Annotated in this window: 16 protein-coding genes, 1 pseudogene and 1 riboswitch; of the genes and pseudogenes, 10 read left to right on the top strand and 7 right to left on the bottom strand. The window is 30.6% G+C overall.

Annotated features, from left to right (window positions below; all coding sequences use genetic code 11):
- The 5 genes and pseudogenes from PTZ02_RS14200 to PTZ02_RS14180 form a co-directional block, all read right to left on the bottom strand.
- Window positions 1-1,282, bottom strand: a pseudogene (locus tag PTZ02_RS14200) (OmpL47-type beta-barrel domain-containing protein); the annotation flags it as partial.
- A 97-nt stretch (window positions 1,283-1,379) separates the two neighbouring features.
- A riboswitch (cyclic di-GMP riboswitch) is annotated at window positions 1,380-1,474 on the bottom strand.
- Window positions 1,475-1,776: 302 nt separating this feature from the next.
- The gene (locus tag PTZ02_RS14195) at window positions 1,777-2,568 is read right to left on the bottom strand and encodes an ABC transporter permease (RefSeq protein ID WP_274228460.1); all 792 of its coding nucleotides are present in this window, start codon (window positions 2,566-2,568) and stop codon (window positions 1,777-1,779) included.
- A complete protein-coding gene (locus tag PTZ02_RS14190) occupies window positions 2,568-3,515 on the bottom strand; it encodes an ABC transporter ATP-binding protein (RefSeq protein WP_274228459.1) in 948 nt (315 codons plus the stop codon). The genes PTZ02_RS14195 and PTZ02_RS14190 overlap by 1 nt, the downstream gene beginning before the upstream one ends.
- Before the next feature lie 121 nt (window positions 3,516-3,636).
- On the bottom strand, window positions 3,637-4,689 hold the full coding sequence (locus tag PTZ02_RS14185) for a sensor histidine kinase (RefSeq protein ID WP_274228458.1): 1,053 nt from the start codon (window positions 4,687-4,689) through the stop codon (window positions 3,637-3,639).
- Window positions 4,689-5,360, bottom strand: a complete 672-nt coding sequence (locus PTZ02_RS14180; protein WP_274228457.1) for a response regulator transcription factor — start codon at window positions 5,358-5,360, stop codon at window positions 4,689-4,691. The genes PTZ02_RS14185 and PTZ02_RS14180 overlap by 1 nt, the downstream gene beginning before the upstream one ends.
- Before the next feature lie 300 nt (window positions 5,361-5,660).
- Here PTZ02_RS14180 and PTZ02_RS14175 point away from each other — a divergent pair, with 300 nt between their 5' ends.
- The 6 genes from PTZ02_RS14175 to PTZ02_RS14150 all read left to right on the top strand — a co-directional run bounded on the left by PTZ02_RS14175 (window position 5,661) and on the right by PTZ02_RS14150 (window position 9,986).
- Entirely contained in the window at window positions 5,661-6,317 is a 657-nt protein-coding gene (locus tag PTZ02_RS14175) for a hypothetical protein (RefSeq protein WP_274228456.1), read from the top strand.
- Window positions 6,318-6,337: 20 nt separating this feature from the next.
- Window positions 6,338-7,036: an MBL fold metallo-hydrolase gene (locus PTZ02_RS14170; RefSeq protein ID WP_274228455.1), complete on the top strand. Its 699-nt coding sequence runs from the start codon at window positions 6,338-6,340 to the stop codon at window positions 7,034-7,036.
- 255 nt (window positions 7,037-7,291) lie between these two features.
- Entirely contained in the window at window positions 7,292-8,356 is a 1,065-nt protein-coding gene (locus PTZ02_RS14165) for an acyltransferase family protein (protein ID WP_274228454.1), read from the top strand.
- Between the two features lie 552 nt (window positions 8,357-8,908).
- Window positions 8,909-9,160, top strand: coding sequence for a hypothetical protein (locus PTZ02_RS14160; protein WP_274228453.1), 252 nt, complete (start codon window positions 8,909-8,911; stop codon window positions 9,158-9,160).
- Between the two features lie 315 nt (window positions 9,161-9,475).
- Complete coding sequence (locus tag PTZ02_RS14155) at window positions 9,476-9,802, top strand: helix-turn-helix domain-containing protein (protein ID WP_274228452.1); 327 nt, start codon at window positions 9,476-9,478, stop codon at window positions 9,800-9,802.
- 61 nt (window positions 9,803-9,863) lie between these two features.
- Window positions 9,864-9,986 carry a hypothetical protein gene (locus PTZ02_RS14150; RefSeq protein ID WP_274228451.1) on the top strand — a complete coding sequence of 41 codons (123 nt, stop codon included), beginning with the start codon at window positions 9,864-9,866 and terminating at the stop codon, window positions 9,984-9,986.
- 18 nt (window positions 9,987-10,004) lie between these two features.
- On the opposite strand, the gene PTZ02_RS14145 is transcribed toward PTZ02_RS14150, so the two are convergent.
- Entirely contained in the window at window positions 10,005-11,267 is a 1,263-nt protein-coding gene (locus PTZ02_RS14145) for a hypothetical protein (RefSeq protein WP_274228450.1), read from the bottom strand.
- Window positions 11,268-11,600: 333 nt separating this feature from the next.
- Between PTZ02_RS14145 and arcA the strand changes: the two genes are divergently transcribed.
- The 3 genes from arcA to PTZ02_RS14130 all read left to right on the top strand — a co-directional run bounded on the left by arcA (window position 11,601) and on the right by PTZ02_RS14130 (window position 14,669).
- Window positions 11,601-12,833, top strand: coding sequence for an arginine deiminase (arcA, locus tag PTZ02_RS14140; protein WP_274228449.1), 1,233 nt, complete (start codon window positions 11,601-11,603; stop codon window positions 12,831-12,833).
- Window positions 12,834-13,016: 183 nt separating this feature from the next.
- Entirely contained in the window at window positions 13,017-13,595 is a 579-nt protein-coding gene (locus PTZ02_RS14135) for a TetR/AcrR family transcriptional regulator (RefSeq protein ID WP_274228448.1), read from the top strand.
- A 264-nt stretch (window positions 13,596-13,859) separates the two neighbouring features.
- Window positions 13,860-14,669 carry a nitroreductase family protein gene (locus PTZ02_RS14130; RefSeq protein ID WP_274228447.1) on the top strand — a complete coding sequence of 270 codons (810 nt, stop codon included), beginning with the start codon at window positions 13,860-13,862 and terminating at the stop codon, window positions 14,667-14,669.
- 131 nt (window positions 14,670-14,800) lie between these two features.
- Here PTZ02_RS14130 and PTZ02_RS14125 read toward each other — a convergent pair whose 3' ends face one another.
- Entirely contained in the window at window positions 14,801-15,967 is a 1,167-nt protein-coding gene (locus PTZ02_RS14125; protein ID WP_274228446.1) for an MFS transporter, read from the bottom strand.
- Window positions 15,968-16,139: 172 nt separating this feature from the next.
- On the opposite strand from PTZ02_RS14125, the gene PTZ02_RS14120 reads away from it, so the two are divergent.
- A complete protein-coding gene (locus PTZ02_RS14120) occupies window positions 16,140-17,018 on the top strand; it encodes a LysR family transcriptional regulator (RefSeq protein WP_274228445.1) in 879 nt (292 codons plus the stop codon).
- The last annotated feature ends 33 nt before the right edge of the window (window positions 17,019-17,051 follow it).

Below are 17,051 nucleotides of genomic sequence, written 5' to 3'. Positions count from 1 at the left end.
CTTTTTGACCATTAATAATCTGGTAGATTTTGTACCCTGTTGCATAAGGAATAGTTGTCCAACTTAATGTAATATCATTTCCATTTGTAATGGTATATGTCAAATTGTCCGGTGCCTGCATTGTTGGTGGAACTAAATTAAAGGAGGTTTGACTTCCATCTTGTGATTCACCAAAACGATCACTATAGGAGTGAACTTCATATATATAATTGCCACCAGGCATATTGGTATATGTTACAGTTGTTCCAGTCAATGTACTTATTAAGGATTTTTGACCATTAACAATCTGGTAGATTTTGTACCCTGTTGCATAATAAGCAGTTCCCCATTTTAAGGTTATATCATTCCCGTTTGTAATGGTATATGTTAAATTACTTGGTGCCTGCATTGTTGGTGGAACTAAATTAAAGGAGGTTTGACTTCCAACTAGTGATTCACCAAATCGATCGCTATAGGAGTGAATTTCGTACATATAATTACCAGCAGGTATATTAGTGTATGATATGCTTGTCCCTGTAACTGTACTTTTAAGAACTTTTTGGCCATCGACAATTTGATAGATTTTGTAGTTAGTTGCATAATTGACAGCATTCCATTTTAAGGCTATATCATTACCATTGGACATGGAATAAGTAAAATTACTTGGAGCTGTCATAATTGGATAAATCACTTGAACCTCTATAGGTGCTGAGAGTGAAGATTCACCGTAAAGGGAATTCACAGAAGAAACTGCATATGTGTAGTTTCCTTCAGCTGCTTTAGGTATTGTATATGTAGATGCTTGCATGGAAGCAACTAAAGTATGTTGACCATCTGCAGCAATTTGATAGAGATTATAAGTTTGAGCATATTGAGATGCTGTCCAACTTAGAACCACATCGTTGCCATTTTGTATTTTGTAAGTGAAATTTATTGGTGCTGACATAGTCGGATAAGTGATATTAATTGAAACGGGAGCACACGGGCCAGATTCTCCATCAGCACTTAATGTTGAAACAACATAGCTATACGAACCTTCTGCAAGGCTATTAATAGTATAGGATGTTGATGTTGTAGTGCCAAGTAGTTTAAGCTGACCGTCAAGAATTCCATACACATTATAACCAGTGGCTTGATATACAGAACTCCATGTAAGTTTTACATCACTTGGTGTTGTGAGTTGGATGGATAGATTACTTGGCGGCAACAGGTTATTGTTGGTAGTTGATGCCGAAGCATATACCGAAGGAAATACTAGTTGCAACGCCAGTAGCAGTGATACTAAAAATAGAAAACTGCCCAAAAAACGTTTTTTCATGATTGTCCCTACCTTTCATAGTGAAAAAGGGAAAGAGATATGAATTTTAGACAAGATACACAAGCTAAAAAAGCTATATCCTTGTGGCAACCGGCTGCCATCCACGAAAAGTACAAGTCGTGGTTCAGGCCCTTGGCTTTGCGTCTCATGGTTTCCCATGATTTGCCTTTTTCACTTATTATAATTATATTTAGACATGTAGCTTGGCAGTTTAACTATAGTTTATTATAGATAAACTTTATCTACATACCCATATGAAAAGTTTAATATATTTTTTGAAAATAAACAATGCAGAGTATGATAAATGGTAGAGTTTTTTATTGAAGTTTCTAACACCTGAAGTTTATAAAATAAAAAGATTAGTAGTATGAATAATATTAAATTAATAAAAAAGGACTTGCTTTATAATAGCAAGTCCTATATGCATTAAACGACTTTTAAATCGGTCTGTAGCAGACTGATCGGGTTAACTATTCTGATCACCTATTTAATTCAGATTTCATAAACATTATCGTACCAATGATTGAGAATGCAAGAAAGAAAGTTGCAATAACTGATATATTAATTAGTGGATGATGTAAAACAGCTAGTTCATAAATGGAATCTTGCCAATAGAAAACACTTCTAGCTAAATCATTTAGATATGTCAATGGCATAAGTTTTGCCAAGAAAGCTATAATACCGGTAGAATGAGATATTGGTATTATTGTACCTGAGAAGAACATCTGTGGCATAACTATAATCATTGCACCCATTTGTGCAACTTTTACATCTTGAACAAAACCTATGAATAACATACCAAGAGAAGCACCAACTAAGCAAAATATGGGGGTAATTAAAAACAATCTCAACATTTGCATGCCGCCAAAAGGTATTTTCATAAATATAGCTACTATTAAAACACCAATCAAAGAAACCAAACTTCCTAAACTAGTGCCAATCATCTTTCCTAAAATAATTGTATACCTAGAAATGGGAGCTACATAAAATTCCTGGGTTAAATTCATATCCCTCTCTGCAACCAAGGAGGTTATACCGCTGGCTGTCCCAAGATATAAGTTGAAAACAATCATACCGATCATAACGAACTGTAGAAAATTATATCCTACATTACCCGCTAAGTTTTGTGAAAGACTGCCACCCATAAAACCAAGAAATATCATTGGGAAAACCATGTTTGCAATTATGGAACCGGGGCTTTTGAGAAGTCTCATAAGCTCTCTTGCGGCGATAGTCACTAATGCGTTGATTTCTCTAGTTATTAATATCATTATAATTCACACTCCTCTTTTATTAACTTCAAATAGGCTTCTTCAAGGGTAGGCTTATTAATATTCAGTTTTGAAAGAGTTATTGTAAGCTTAGACAGTAATTGTTGAGGGGTTTGCTCCTCATATGCAACCTTAAGTCCATGCTCTGTTTCCGTGAATGATGCTCCAAATGTTGATAACTCCTTTTTTAGAGTATCCCTATCATGGGCGTCAATGTACATATACTTTTCAAGAAGCAGTTTATTCTTAATTTCTTCAGGTGGTCCTATCATCAAAATTTTTCCTTTATTCATAATACAAATTCTATCAGCACCTTCTGCCTCCTCCAAATAGTGAGTAGTTAAAAAGATAGTGATATTTTTCTCCAAGCGAAGTTTGTTTATATATTCCCATAGGGAGTTTCGGCTTTCAGCATCCAATCCCTGTGTTGGCTCGTCTAAAAACAGTATTTTAGGATTATGCATTAATCCACGGATAATTTCTAATTTTCGTTTCATCCCACCCGAAAATGTTTTTAGTTTCTTAAAGAGATTTTCTTTAAGACCTACTATTTCTGCAAGTTCCTCAATACGCTGTTTATATGCCTTAGGCATCATTTTGTAAAATGGTCGAAACTTATAGGTGCCATAGATACTGACATGCATTCTTATGTTTTCTTCAGCAGTTAATTCCAAATCAAGACTAGGATTCTGAAAAATGACACCTATATTAGATCTAATTTTATTTGCATGATGCTCCAAGTCATAACCTGCAACAGAAATATTTCCACTTGTCTTTGAGCGTATTGTTGTCAAAATTGATATTGTTGTTGACTTACCAGCTCCATTTGGCCCTAAAAAAGCAAAAAACTGTCCTTCTTCTACATTAAAACTGATATTATCCACTGAAATCTTATTAGATTTTTTATATTGTTTCATCAAATTATTAACCTGAATCACATTTCTCATATTAAAAATCCTCCTTTACTAACTATGTTTTTAATATTACATCCAGTTTGTAAACTGAATTTAAACTAAAAAACAACCTTACTTATTACGTATAGTAAGGTTGTTTTTATTAAAAATTTCTTTATATATTAAGGTTACTAGGCAATGATACTGTAAATGTGGCACCTTCTCCTAATTTACTTTGAATTTTTATAGTACCATGATGTAAATCAACAATCTTTTTAACAATTGAAAGACCTAAACCATTGCCTTTTATTGCCGGTCTTCGCGATTTATCTCCTTTAAAAAAACGCTCAAAAATATGAGCTTGGTCATCCTCAGCAATTCCTACACCAGTGTCAGTTATTCTAAAGTCAATTGTATCACCCGTGTTGCACAAATTAATTCTTATACTCCCGCCTTCAGGTGTGAATTTGATACTGTTATTAATTAGGTTTATAAATACTTGATTCATCATATCTTCATCTGCATGAATTTCAACTGTTTCCAAAGAAATATCCATATTAATATTCTTATTTACCCATTGTGGTTCACAAGATAAAATGATATGCCTTAGCTGCTTATCTAAACGGTAGGTTCTTGGTTCAACCTTAATAGTATCTGATTCTAGGGATGCAAGTCTTAATAGATTATCACTAAGTTTGGATAATCGCATGCTTTCAGCTTCTATTATGTTCAAGTAGTGAACTCTATTTTCAGGGGTGAGGTTGTCATTACGAAGAGCCTGTGCAAAACCTCGGATGGAAGTTAGAGGAGACTGAATTTCATGAGATACATTTGAAATAAATTCTTGTCTCATTTTCTCCATCTTACTTAATTCTAAAGCCATATAGTTTACACTATCTACGAGCTCGCTATAAGGCCCTAATCCTTCAATATTGCTATTTAAATTTACATTATAATCTCCTCTTGCAATTCTCTTTTGGGCAGTAATAACTGAATCGAATATACCTGACTTATGTTCATCAAACATTAACGCAACTTTGAGTATTATTAAGGCAAAAAACAACCCTAACAAGGAGTTTATAATCTGAGCTAATAGGTTTTGAGGTCTGTATCCGATTTTATTGTAAACAAATGAGGTAAGATAAAAAGCTGATACAAAACATCCTATAAACAGAATAATCGTAAAAATTACTCCAAGCCAATTTAGAATCATATCTTTTCTTTTCATCAGTAAACCTCCAAACGATATCCAAGACCGCGTATAGTTTTTATTCTAAAAGAATACTCTTTGTCTGAAAAGTGTTCCCTGAGTCTATTTATATGAACATCCAAAGTTCTTTCGTTTCCGTCAAAATCATAACCCCATATATCTTCAATGAGCTGGTCTCTGGAGAATGTCTTTCCAGGGTAACTAGCAAGTTTAAATAGAAGCTCAAACTCCTTAAGGGGAAGGGTTAAGCCTTCACCGTTTAATAATACTTCATAGGTTTTCTGGTTCATAAACAATTCTCCGACCTGGATTGTATTGGAGGCGGTGATTTTATAGCGCTTTAGTAAAGCTCTTACCCTGACAACCAGTTCTAAAGGATCAAAGGGCTTTACAAGATAATCATCTGCTCCTAATTGAAACCCTTTGACTTTTTGGCTTGTTTCTCCATTAACTGTAAGCATAAGCAAAGGAATATCATAATACTTTCTAAGCTCAGAGCATAATTCCCACCCATCTATGTTAGGCATCATTACATCAAGAATAACCATATCTACTTTAATACTTTCAAGTTTAGTTAGAGCCTCTAATCCATCACAAGCTTCATATACATCAAATCCTTCATTCTGCATAAATAATACAATCAACTCACGAATATTAGGATCATCATCTACGACTAATAGCTTATTCATTTTATGTATTGACTCCTTTCTTTACGTACTAGAAAAGTAACCTTACGCTCAATATTTAACAATTATAACATATCACATTTATTTAAACCGAATTTAAACAAAAAGCCTCATTTATTTATAACATTAGTAGAACATATCTTTTTTTATAAGTTATATATACTAATATAGCAGCAATAGCCAATGATTTTAATGGTATCATATAAACTACACTCAAAATGAGTAGTTTTTTAATTGCAGGAAAGTAAGGGAATGAGAAGAATATAGTAATAAAGGTAGCATTTTATATTGAGGAGAAATTAATTGAACTATGATGAGTTTTTAGAGAATGAGGAGGAAATATATTCTGAATTTAGAGATACATCAAAGGTTATGGTAGAAGGATTAAAACCCAATATTCAAGAAAATAAAGGTGGATATATTATAGCATTAAGACATCCTGATAATATAATTAATAATATTAAAAATATTACTTCAAAAATATATAAAGAAGTTAAATGTATTAAGTATGATAAGGGTAATATTCATACAACTTTAGCAACTTATAATGAAGGTGTTGGATTTAAGCTAATTAATGATGACTTAGAATTGATATCTGATATAGCTAGTAATAATAGAGTATTAATAAAAGATACGAAAATAAATTATAGTGAATGTTTAATTAACCAAGATTCAATAATAGTTGCAGGAACTCCAAATGAAAACTTTAAAGAGTATTTAGATGCTATTGAAAGAGAAGCAAATAAATATAATATTAAACTTAAGATGCCCTGGGGAGCTCATATCACAATTATTAGATTTTTAGAAAATATAGAATATGATAAAGTTCTAAACATTTTAGATATTGTAAAAGATAATAAGAAAATAGGTTTGAGTATACCTACTAGTATAGATATAGGATATTTCAGCTTAACTAAGGATACTTTCAATATTAATGTTTATAAGAGTATTAATTTATAATTTTAAAAAGGAGTATTTATATGAATGCATTGAAATTTTTAGGTAGAGGTTCGGGATACCATTCTATAGAAGCTAATACATCAGCTTACATTAAAGAAAACAAAACGTTATTATTAATAGATTGTGGGGAAACTGTATTTAAGAAAATTTTAGAGAAAAACTTAATGGACGGAGTTGAAGAAGTTCATATATTAATAACGCATATGCATTCAGATCATATTGGGTCATTAGGCGGGTTTGTTGGATTTTGTTATTGGAAATATAAAATAATATCAAAAGTGTATTTTAGTGAAAAAGAAAGAATGAAATTATTTTTAGAGTTACTAGGCTTAAAGGAAAATGAGAGTTTTATGGTGGTAGATTCTCATAATAGAATTGAATCATTAAGTTTAAGTATAAATTCAAGGTTGGCGAAACACGTGAAAGCTCTTAATTCTTACTCTTATACTTTAAAGTTTGATATAGGAAATAATATATTTTATAGTGGAGACGCCTATGAGACTAATATTGATATAGTTGATTTTTTAAAGGATGGAAATTTAGTATATCATGATACATGTTTAGATGATTCAAAAGACAATGTTCATACATCATTAAGAAGGTTATGTGAATTAGTACCTAAAGAATATAGAAATCAAGTTTATTGTATTCATATTGATGGAGAAAACTTTATTGAAGAGAGTAGAAAACAAGGTTTTAATATAGTTAATATTAATTAAGAAAAAGTGCAACTCTTTGTAGGTGGGCACTTTTTTCTTTGCGTTTGACTTCTATATCAAGACAAAGAATTTTAATCTTAAATTTAAAATGATGTATAAAAGGAGTATGTTTTAGAATTATACCATGATTATGAAGAATTATGTGCTAGGAAAAAGCTATGTGATATAATATATAGGACTAAAGGCATATCTGTAAGAGAACTTGAAGAACCTTAGTCCTAAATACATGTATAGAAGTGGGGGAAATTAGACAGAATGGCCATATTATTAGTATTAATCGGAATAGCATTATTGTCATTTAAAAGAACAGGACAAGCTATTGAGAAAAGTATAGCACTTGATAAACTGTGCACGAAGGAATTAAAGGGTATAGCTATTATCCTTGTTATTCTTGGACATATGTCTATTGATAAACATATTTTTATTGTTCCTAATCTAATTTATGCCGGAGCATGGGGGGTAGCATTATTTTTAATATTATCTGGTTTTGGTATAACAAAATCCTATTTAAGTAATGGAATAAGTTTTCGAACATTAATTGGAAGGATTACATCAATTTTAATACCTTACTCTGTTGTTACTTTAGTTTGGATTATAATTGATTGGTTATATTTTCATAAAAGCTATTCTCCCAAAACTATCATTCTAGTATTAATGGGCATTGATGGTAGAAGAAGTATTGATGCATCGATGTGGTATATATCAATGATTTTGTTTTGCTATATAATATTTTATATAACATTTAGGCTTCCGCTCAAGAATTATATTAGGGTTTTATTATTATTTTGTTTTTCTTATTTAATTTATCGAGGTCATTTTAGTGGGTATTTACTTGACTTATCATATAATTGGCAGCTTAGTGCATTTTCTTTTCCAATTGGAGTATTATTAGCATTATATTCAGAGAAAATAAAAGATTACTTTTATAAAAAGAATATAGTATATTTATTTTTACTATTTGCAGTTGTTTTTTTCTTCTTATTTATTATTCTTAGCAAATATATAACCTTAAGTTTAAAGTTATATATATTAACGAATACTTCATTTTCATTGCTCCTGATTATACTAATTGTTTTGCTAAGATATTATAATTTTGTATCCAGGTTTCTTCAGTTTATTGGTTCAATATCTTATGAAATATATCTATTTGAAGGGGTTCTTATGTGGAAATATAGCTTACTTAGAATTTTTGATAACAAGCTTATTTCTTTATCACTATATTTTGGTGTACTACTTTTAATAAGTTTTCTTTATAATAAGCTTATAAAGAAAATTCAAAGAAGTGGGATTAGTAAAGCATATCCGACCTTAAATAATTAATTTCAAAGAAAAAAATAAGGGAATTGGCGTTAGTATGCCGACCAGTATTTATATAAGCATTTTAATTTAAAAACATAAATGTTTATTTTTTATAAAGATTTGATAGTATATAAACAAGAAAAACTTAGTGCTACTCTTGCAGGAGTGGCACTTTTTCTTTGCTTTTGACTTCTATATCAAGACCAAAAAACATAATCTTAATTTTAAAATAATGCAAAAACCTCACTTACTACTGATATGGAGAATCGTACCATAAGTGAGTGCAATTTTTGTTAAGTATAAGCATAAGCATAAGTTAATTTAGGGAAGTTTTACTAGTTAGAATAGTGTATCATAAGTAATGTATAAATAATTAATTAATTAATTAATTAAGAGTACTTGTAGCCATAATGTTGGTACTTTTTTAGTTTATGAATAATTAAGCAAATATAAACTAGATAAGAAGAATTAAGTAACAAGGTTAAAGATCTTGAAGAACAGAAAGTTCCATTAATAGTTACCTTATCAGATGATGTTAGCTAGAAAATATCATGTGAGTTTATTAAAAGTATCATGGAGAACTTTAGTAAAGTTTTAATAAGTGGTAATATTAAAAGACAACAGCAGAAGAAATCATTTCATATGATAATATCAGAAATAACAATTAATAAATTAAGTGAAATTGGTTCAATAAAATTAAATATTAAGGATAAGTTAATTGATTATCTTGATAAAGAAGAAGGCGTAACTATAGAGGGTACACCTTCTTCTTTTATGTTAAAAAATATTGGAATAAATACATTATATTTAGATGTTGATATATAAAAACAATGGGGCTAAATAAACATTGGATACTGAAATGAATAATCGAATATGATATTATGAAGCTAAGGAGAGGAAAAATCCTAGTATAAGTTTTAAATTAAGGTTAATTTAGATAATAACTTAACAAGATATCTAAGTAACAAAGAAGGAATAGCTTTAAAGGGTGTGCCTTCTTTGTTTCATTAAGAAGTATTGTAGATATTAGATTTAAATAATGGTATATGAATAAGGCAGAATTACTATGGAAAGAATACTTATCAGATTAATATTATTTTGATATTAATTTAATAAGTTAATATATAAGAGGTAAGTAATATGTTTCCAGAAATAACAGAAAATTTTATAAATAAAAAACCATTTTTAAGTGAAAATCAAATAGAAAGCTTTAATATGGGGATAAAGCATTCAACAGGAGAAAAGTTTATGAAGGTAAGAACTGTTGATGGTAAGATATTTATAAAGATAGTTGCACCGAATGGAGTTATAAGTAACGAATACATTAATATTCCATTATATTATACTACAGAACAAAGGGATGAATTAGTAAAATATCTTAGGCATACTAAAGGACTTATTCAAGATGACATAGCTACATATCTAGGAATAAGTCAAAGTACAGTGTCTAATATATTGAGGGGTTAATGATAAGAAGAAAATGTACGGAGATAATAGATTTAAAAGCTAAAATGTATAGAAGAATAAGATGTCTTTTTTGTATAGCGAAGAAGTAAATAATGAATTTGAAAATGAAGAGGGGGTAAGCGGCTACAGTAAGTTCAATTCAACTCATTATGACAAAGTTAAAGACTCTAGCAAAAGCTGCTAGAGTCTTTATATTAGATTTTTATTTATTGTTTTTACTATCTTTCTCTAAATTCTGGCCATTTGATTCAGAATTATTTAAATAGCTATCAATGTAGGAAGCTGGAGACTTCAGGAATTTAGAGTATTCCTCCGAATTCTTTCTTAGATTTTCGCCAATGCTTTTTAGCCTGTTTTCAATTTCTACTTCTTGTTTAGAAAGATTATTGAGCTTGTTTTCATGTAGTTTTTGCATGTTTTGGATTTGCTCTTGACCATTTGATAGACCTAGAAGCATAAGTTGAAGCATCTGCTTCCTAAATTTTTCTTCGAATTTTTGTATCTCCTTTTCGTGCTCTTCAATAATCTCTTTCCTACGCTCTTTTAGAGTATCTAACTTAGTTGAATATTTTATATAATCATTAATAAGATTATCAAAGTTGTTTTCAAACCCAATTCTTACTTCTCTATATGCATTCATCCTGATGAAATAGTTGTTATTTTGCTGCGTTGTTTTTTCAAATGCATTCACTAATGTTTGTGATGCACTTGAGGTCTTTAAACTGCTTAAAGCAGTATTCATTAAATCCAACCTTCTAGAAGGACTGTTATAATTAGTATCGTAATATGCAGCTCTATCAGCTTTATAATAAGCACTCAATGTATTACCTAATGCTGTAAAGTCTTTATAGCTTAGCTTATTAATATTTTGAGTTTCGGAAAACTTGTCATTAAGAAATTGTTCAAGTTCATCTTTTGTTCCATCTGAGTTATTTCTATAAAAGATTTTTGATGCAGAAAGCATATTATAAATATTTTCCTTCAATTCATCTTTATTAATAATTTTTTCACCTGTTATGCCCATATCAGTACCCTGGGCAGTATATATTTGCTCTGCATTGTATGGCAGATTAAAAAAAGTTGAAATGTTTTTTGATAGTTTCTCTGCTATATTTTCAGCATAGTCATTAAAAGAAGAGTCTAAAACTTTAGTTAAACTTTCTATTTGTTTATCATCAAATTCGGGATTTGACATTATGTCATGTAAAATGTCTCCATACTTTACTGTATAATCTGAAATAGATGAGTTGTCCGCTAAATCTATCCAATTAGTTTTACTAAATGTGTTCTTAATATCATCTAGGGTTGATAACACTGGCTTGGAATAATTTAAGCTAAATTCAATAGCATCGCTGTTAACTTGTACTATGTCATTAGAAGCAGCTTCTACTACGTTGCCTTCACTGCTATATGAATTAGGAATTATAGCTATTGAATTTACGGAATTAATATTATTAACGTACATGACTTTACACCTCAAATCATTAATATAAACTATTTTCTCTATGCCAAGGGCTTATGCCCAAGTATATTTCTATTGTTAAAACTACAGTAAATAAAAGGGAATAGTAGAATCCCAGAATAGTTTTATTCAAAAATATATAGAGTCTTAATAATTATATCGGTGAATAACCATGTGACTTTACATATAATGGTTAAATTTAAATTATTTTCAATGGAATTTATGAAAAATAATGTGAGACTTGAATAATAGGATTCGAATATTGTGAGTTAACCCTTCTCAAAACATAATATTAAAGAAAAATGGAACACTAAGGATTAGATTACTAAAGGAGGGATGAATTTCGTGGTTTCTAATTCTAATATTTCTGTTTATAGTGAAATAGGAAATCTAAAGTGTGTACTTCTTCATTGCCCTGGAGAAGAGGTTGAGAATATAGTTCCGGATTATTTAAGAAGATTATTATTTGATGAAATTGTTTTTTTAAAACAGGCAGAAAAAGAACATAATCAATTTGCAGATATTTTACGCAATGAAGGTGTAGAAGTTCTATATCTTACTGATCTTATGGCAGATATTTTAGAGGATACTAAGGTTAGGGATGAATTTCTAAAAGAATTTATGGAAGAGGGGAAAATAGTTACTCAAGGGTTTCAGGAAGCTCTCATGGAGCTATTTGTCCACTGTTCACCAAAGGAACTAATAAGAAAATGTATAGCTGGTGTTAGAAAAGAAGAGCTTAGTGATATTAAACCAAAGTCCTTGGGAGATATGGTTAAGAATCCGTATCCTTTTTATCTGGATCCTATTCCTAATATGTATTTTCAAAGGGATCCTTTCGCATCTATTGGGTCGGGTATTTCACTAAATGTTATGGCCAATGTGACAAGAAATAGAGAAACTATATTTGCAAAATATATATTTGATAATCATCCTAGGTTCAAGGATACGCCAAGGTGGTACAACAGAAACAAAACTCATCCAATTGAGGGTGGAGATATTCTAGTTCTTTCTGATAAAGTTTTAGCTATTGGAATAAGTGATAGAACAGAATCAATTGCAATAGAAAGGTTAGCACATAGACTGTTAAGTTCAGAGGAACCTTTTGAAACGGTTTTAGCTTTTGATATCCCTAAAACTAGAGCATATATGCATTTAGATACGGTATTTACTATGGTGGATTATGATCAGTTTACTATATATCCCGGTATTGAGGAACCTTTAGATGTATATAGCATTCATAAAGGAAAAAATGATGAAATCAAAATAAAGTATGAACATGAAGAGTTATCAAGTATATTGAAAAGACATCTAAACCTACCAGCAGTAAATCTAATAAGGTGTGGTAATGGGGATTTTATTGCAGCAAGCAGAGAACAATGGAATGATGGAAGTAATACACTTGCTGTAGCACCTGGCAAAGTAATTTGTTATAATCGCAATCATGTAACTAACGAAGCTTTAAGAAAAAACAATATTGAAGTGTTAGAGTTTGAATCCTATGAATTATCTAGAGGTCGTGGAGGCCCAAGATGCATGAGTATGCCTATAATTAGAGAAAAAATTTAGAAAAGAAGAATTGAAAGACACATTAAAGAACCTTACATAGAAAAGCGTATCTATTAGCTATGCCAATAGGTACGCTTTTATTTTTCCTATTTGCTTACAGTTAGATGACCACCCTTAGTACAAACTATTCTTGACCGATCGTTCTCAAAATGATAGTATTAATATTACTAAGGAGGAATCTAAATGGGACGAAGTAGAGAATTTGATGAGAAAGTAGTTCTTGAGAAAGCAATGGAATTATTTTGGAGACAAGGCTACGAAAAGACATCTATGAATGATTTGGTAGAGCATATGGGAATCCATCGTAGAAGCTTATATGATGCCTTCGGGGATAAGCATACATTATTTTTAAAAGCCATGGATTTTTATGAAGAATTAATTAAAAACAAAATAAAGGCTGGAATTTTACATGCTGAAACAGCAAAACAAGCTATACAATTTATCTTTGATTTTATAATCGAAGGATATGAAGATAAACAATGGGGTTGCTTAATTGTAAATTCAGCAACTGAGATGGCTCTTAGGGATAAAGAGGTTGAAGAAAAAATAGAAATAATATTTAAGGAAACAGAACAGCTTATTGCTGATATTGTTCGAAAAGGACAACAAACAGGGGAAATTTCATGTAATTATGATTCTCATGTTCTATCAGAAGTTTTTCAAAATACCTTGCATGGAATTCGTGTACAGCTAAGAATGTCCGCGAGTAAAGAAAAATTGCATCGTATAGCGGATTTTTTCTTGGATTTATTAGATAAATAAAATTTTACACCAATTAGAATGAACGTTCTCAAAATATTTAAAATTCTCTAAACTGTTTTGCTTTATAGAAAAGTAAAATCTCCATTAAAATTGATAATTTTTTTGCATTAATTAGAATGGTCATTCTCAAAAGATATAAATATGAGCTAAGGGAGGTGATAATCACATGTGATACCTTTATGTAAGAGCTTTATAATAAATCAATTAAAAATTAAGTGTACTTGTATCTAATCAAAGTGAAAAATTAATGAGGAGTGAATGAAAATGAGTTTAATAACAGTTAATGAAGAAAAATGTATAAAATGTGGAATGTGTGTGGCGGAATGTCCAACAGGAGTACTAAAACTAGAAGCTACTGGTCCAAAAGAAGTCAATCCAAATGCATGCTTAGAATGTGGACATTGTGTAGCAATATGCCCAAAAGAAGCTATAGATAATAAGAAGTCGCCATTAGCTATGCAAAGTGAGATAGGAGAAATCAAAAAATTAAATTCGGAAGAAGCAAAGAATTTTATTAGATCACGACGATCTATTCGTTCATATAAGAATATAGAAGTGGAAAGAGAAAAATTATTGGAGCTTGTTGAAGTTGCCCACTTAGCTCCAACTGCAAGTAATTCACAAGGGATATCGTATTTAATAGTAGATGATAAAAAAACAATTGAATTAGCAGTTGAAGAATGCATTAACTGGTTTGAGAATAATGAAATGTTGAGTAAGGCATTGGCAGGAATGATTAGTGGTTATAGGAATAATAAGGTTGATACTATCCTAAGAGATGCGCCTAGTATAATTTTAACTATGGCTGATGAAGATTTTCGTAATGGTAGAGAAAATTCAATGCTCTCATTGTCGTATCTTGAATTATTTGCTCCATCCCTTGGACTTGGATCATGCTGGGCAGGAATATTTGAAATTTGTGCACGAAGTGATAATTCGCCAATGTACAAGGTTTTTAACATTCCTGAAAAAAAGAAAATAACAGGAGTTGTAATGGTAGGATATCCTAAGCATAGCTTTAAAAGATTTACAGAAAGACAACCGTTATCGGCTTCTTTCTTTGAAAATAAATGATTGAATATAGTTAATATTAATAAAAAGTAGAGTGCTGCAACACTCTACTTTTTAATTCTAATTACTTAGGCAACTGATAGCAACATATATTTGGAATTTTAAAATAGTAACAGTCCAATTGCAAGTCAGGATTATTTACTAATTGAACTGTAGCGTATATTTGAGAAATACAACGTCACTATAACTATAATACAAGCAATAGCTGAAAACTGAAACGAAAACCTTACTGAAGAGATCCCTATAATATTTCCAATGACATTTACAATTATAGGAGATAAAAACTGCCCTAAAAGACCAAAACTACCAACAATACTTAAAGCAAATGCATTAGCATATTTAGGTGCACATTTTGTAGTATCAATAAGAAATAATGGGAATAAAATTGCAAAGGCGAAGCCCATAACTAATACTGCTATAAAAAGAAAAATTACTGAGTGTGATGTACTTAATATAACAAAGCCCAGGAACATGGCAAACCATCCGGATAATTCTGAGTAATTCTTTAACTTGATTATTATCTTACCAAAATATAATCCCGTCACAAATGACATGAAAGATGTGCTTGCAATGAAAAAAGCAGCTGTATTAGTTGATCCTAGGTTTTCACTTTTTAAAAATAATGCTATATTTGTTGGCAGTACATAAAATATCATATAAAACAGTAACATTTTCATGAATACGGTTATCAAGGCTTTATTCATAATACTTTTTATAGTTTTTTGCTTATTTTCTATTTTTTTAGGCTCAGGTAATATAAAAACAACCATAATTAATGGAAATATGGCAATAAGATAAGTTCCAAAAGAATATCTCCAACTAAGCCTTCCAAGAATTCCAGAAAGCAAGACTGCTATTGCCCCTCCTATGTTATTCCAAGCTGAAGAAAGTCCTATCATTTTTTTTCGCTCATCCCCATCAAAAAAATCTGCAATAATGGATGTGGAAAGGGGGAGTATCAGACCAACACCTACGCCTAAGAAGGCTCGGTAAAATAATAGTGTATATATATTGTTTGAAAAATAAGGAAGAAAACCACCAAGCCAATAGAATAGTATACCTACAATCAATATATGACGTTTCTTTAACGTAGAGGCAAGCCTTCCTGATAGAAGACTCACTGGAATTGTCATGATAGCTGGTATAGTCAAGATCATTTTTATTAAAGTAGGATTTGTATTAACAAAAGTATCCCCTATGCTACCAAGTATGGGTGCTACTGCTGTGGCGGCCATAATGGGTAATAGAGATACTGATAAAATCGATATCTTTACCAATTTTCTATTTGTGAATTCTTTCATAATTATCCTCCAGTTTATCTTTAAGTATATAGTTTAGACCTTAGCATCCCCGGGAAAGTACTAAAATATTAAAATTAGTTCTTGTCTGAACTATACTCTAAAATCATCTGCATAATCAATTCAATATTGTGATACAATTATTCCATAAAAGAATTGACTAAGAGGTGGCATAGTGGAAATTGAGCAATTAAAGTATTTTTTAGCTGTGGTAAAGTATAAAAACTTTTCTACTGCTGCACAGGAACTTTGTATATCGCAATCCTCATTATCAAAACGATTAAAAGCATTAGAAGATGAATTAGGAACTGAATTAATTAATAGAGCAACCAAAACTGTAACATTAACTGGTGAAGAACTTGTTAATTTTTCAGAAGAGGTTATAGCAAGGTATGATGATTTGAAATTAAAGATTAAAAAGCATAGCAATCTTGAAGAAGGGCATATAAATTTAGGTATGTCACAGATTGTTAACTGCCAGGGACTTATAGGATTGATTGCCTCGTTTCAAAAGGAACATCCAGGTATTAAAATAAACTTGGTAGAGAAAAAAACTAAAGATCTTATTAAGCTTCTTAGAGATAATAAAATTGATGCTGCATTTATCCTTACAAACTTGGATGAAGATACTGGTCTTAAAATTCAGCCACTCATAAATGATGAGTATGTGCTTGTAACTGATATGAAGCATCCACTTGCCAAAAACAAATTTATTGATTTGTCAGAAATAGCTAATGAAAAATTCATTTTACTAGACCCAAGTACTGGAATGCATGATACTCCAGTTGGAGCATGTAAAAAAGCAGGTTTTACGCCTTCTATTTTGTATGAAAGTGATCAAATAGATACCATACTTGACCTTGTGTCGGAGGGACTTGGAGTTTCTTTGCTTATGCATGACAGTGTTAATTACTATGGACATCTTGGTGTTAAAATTGTTAAGCTTAATGAACCAATTTCGGGAATCACAGCTTTAGCATTACCACGCAATAAAAACTTAAATAATAGTATTTCAGCATTTCAAAAATACATACTTTCAAGCTTGATTTTATAAAATTTATATAATATAACGAAAACCTCATTTGCT

It is taken from the genome of Clostridium sp. 'White wine YQ', assembly GCF_028728205.1.
In the GTDB taxonomy this organism is placed as follows: Bacteria; Bacillota; Clostridia; order Clostridiales; family Clostridiaceae; genus Clostridium_T.
The sequence above is the reverse complement of the archived record's forward strand: the minus strand, read 5'-3'. Positions and strand labels throughout refer to the sequence as shown.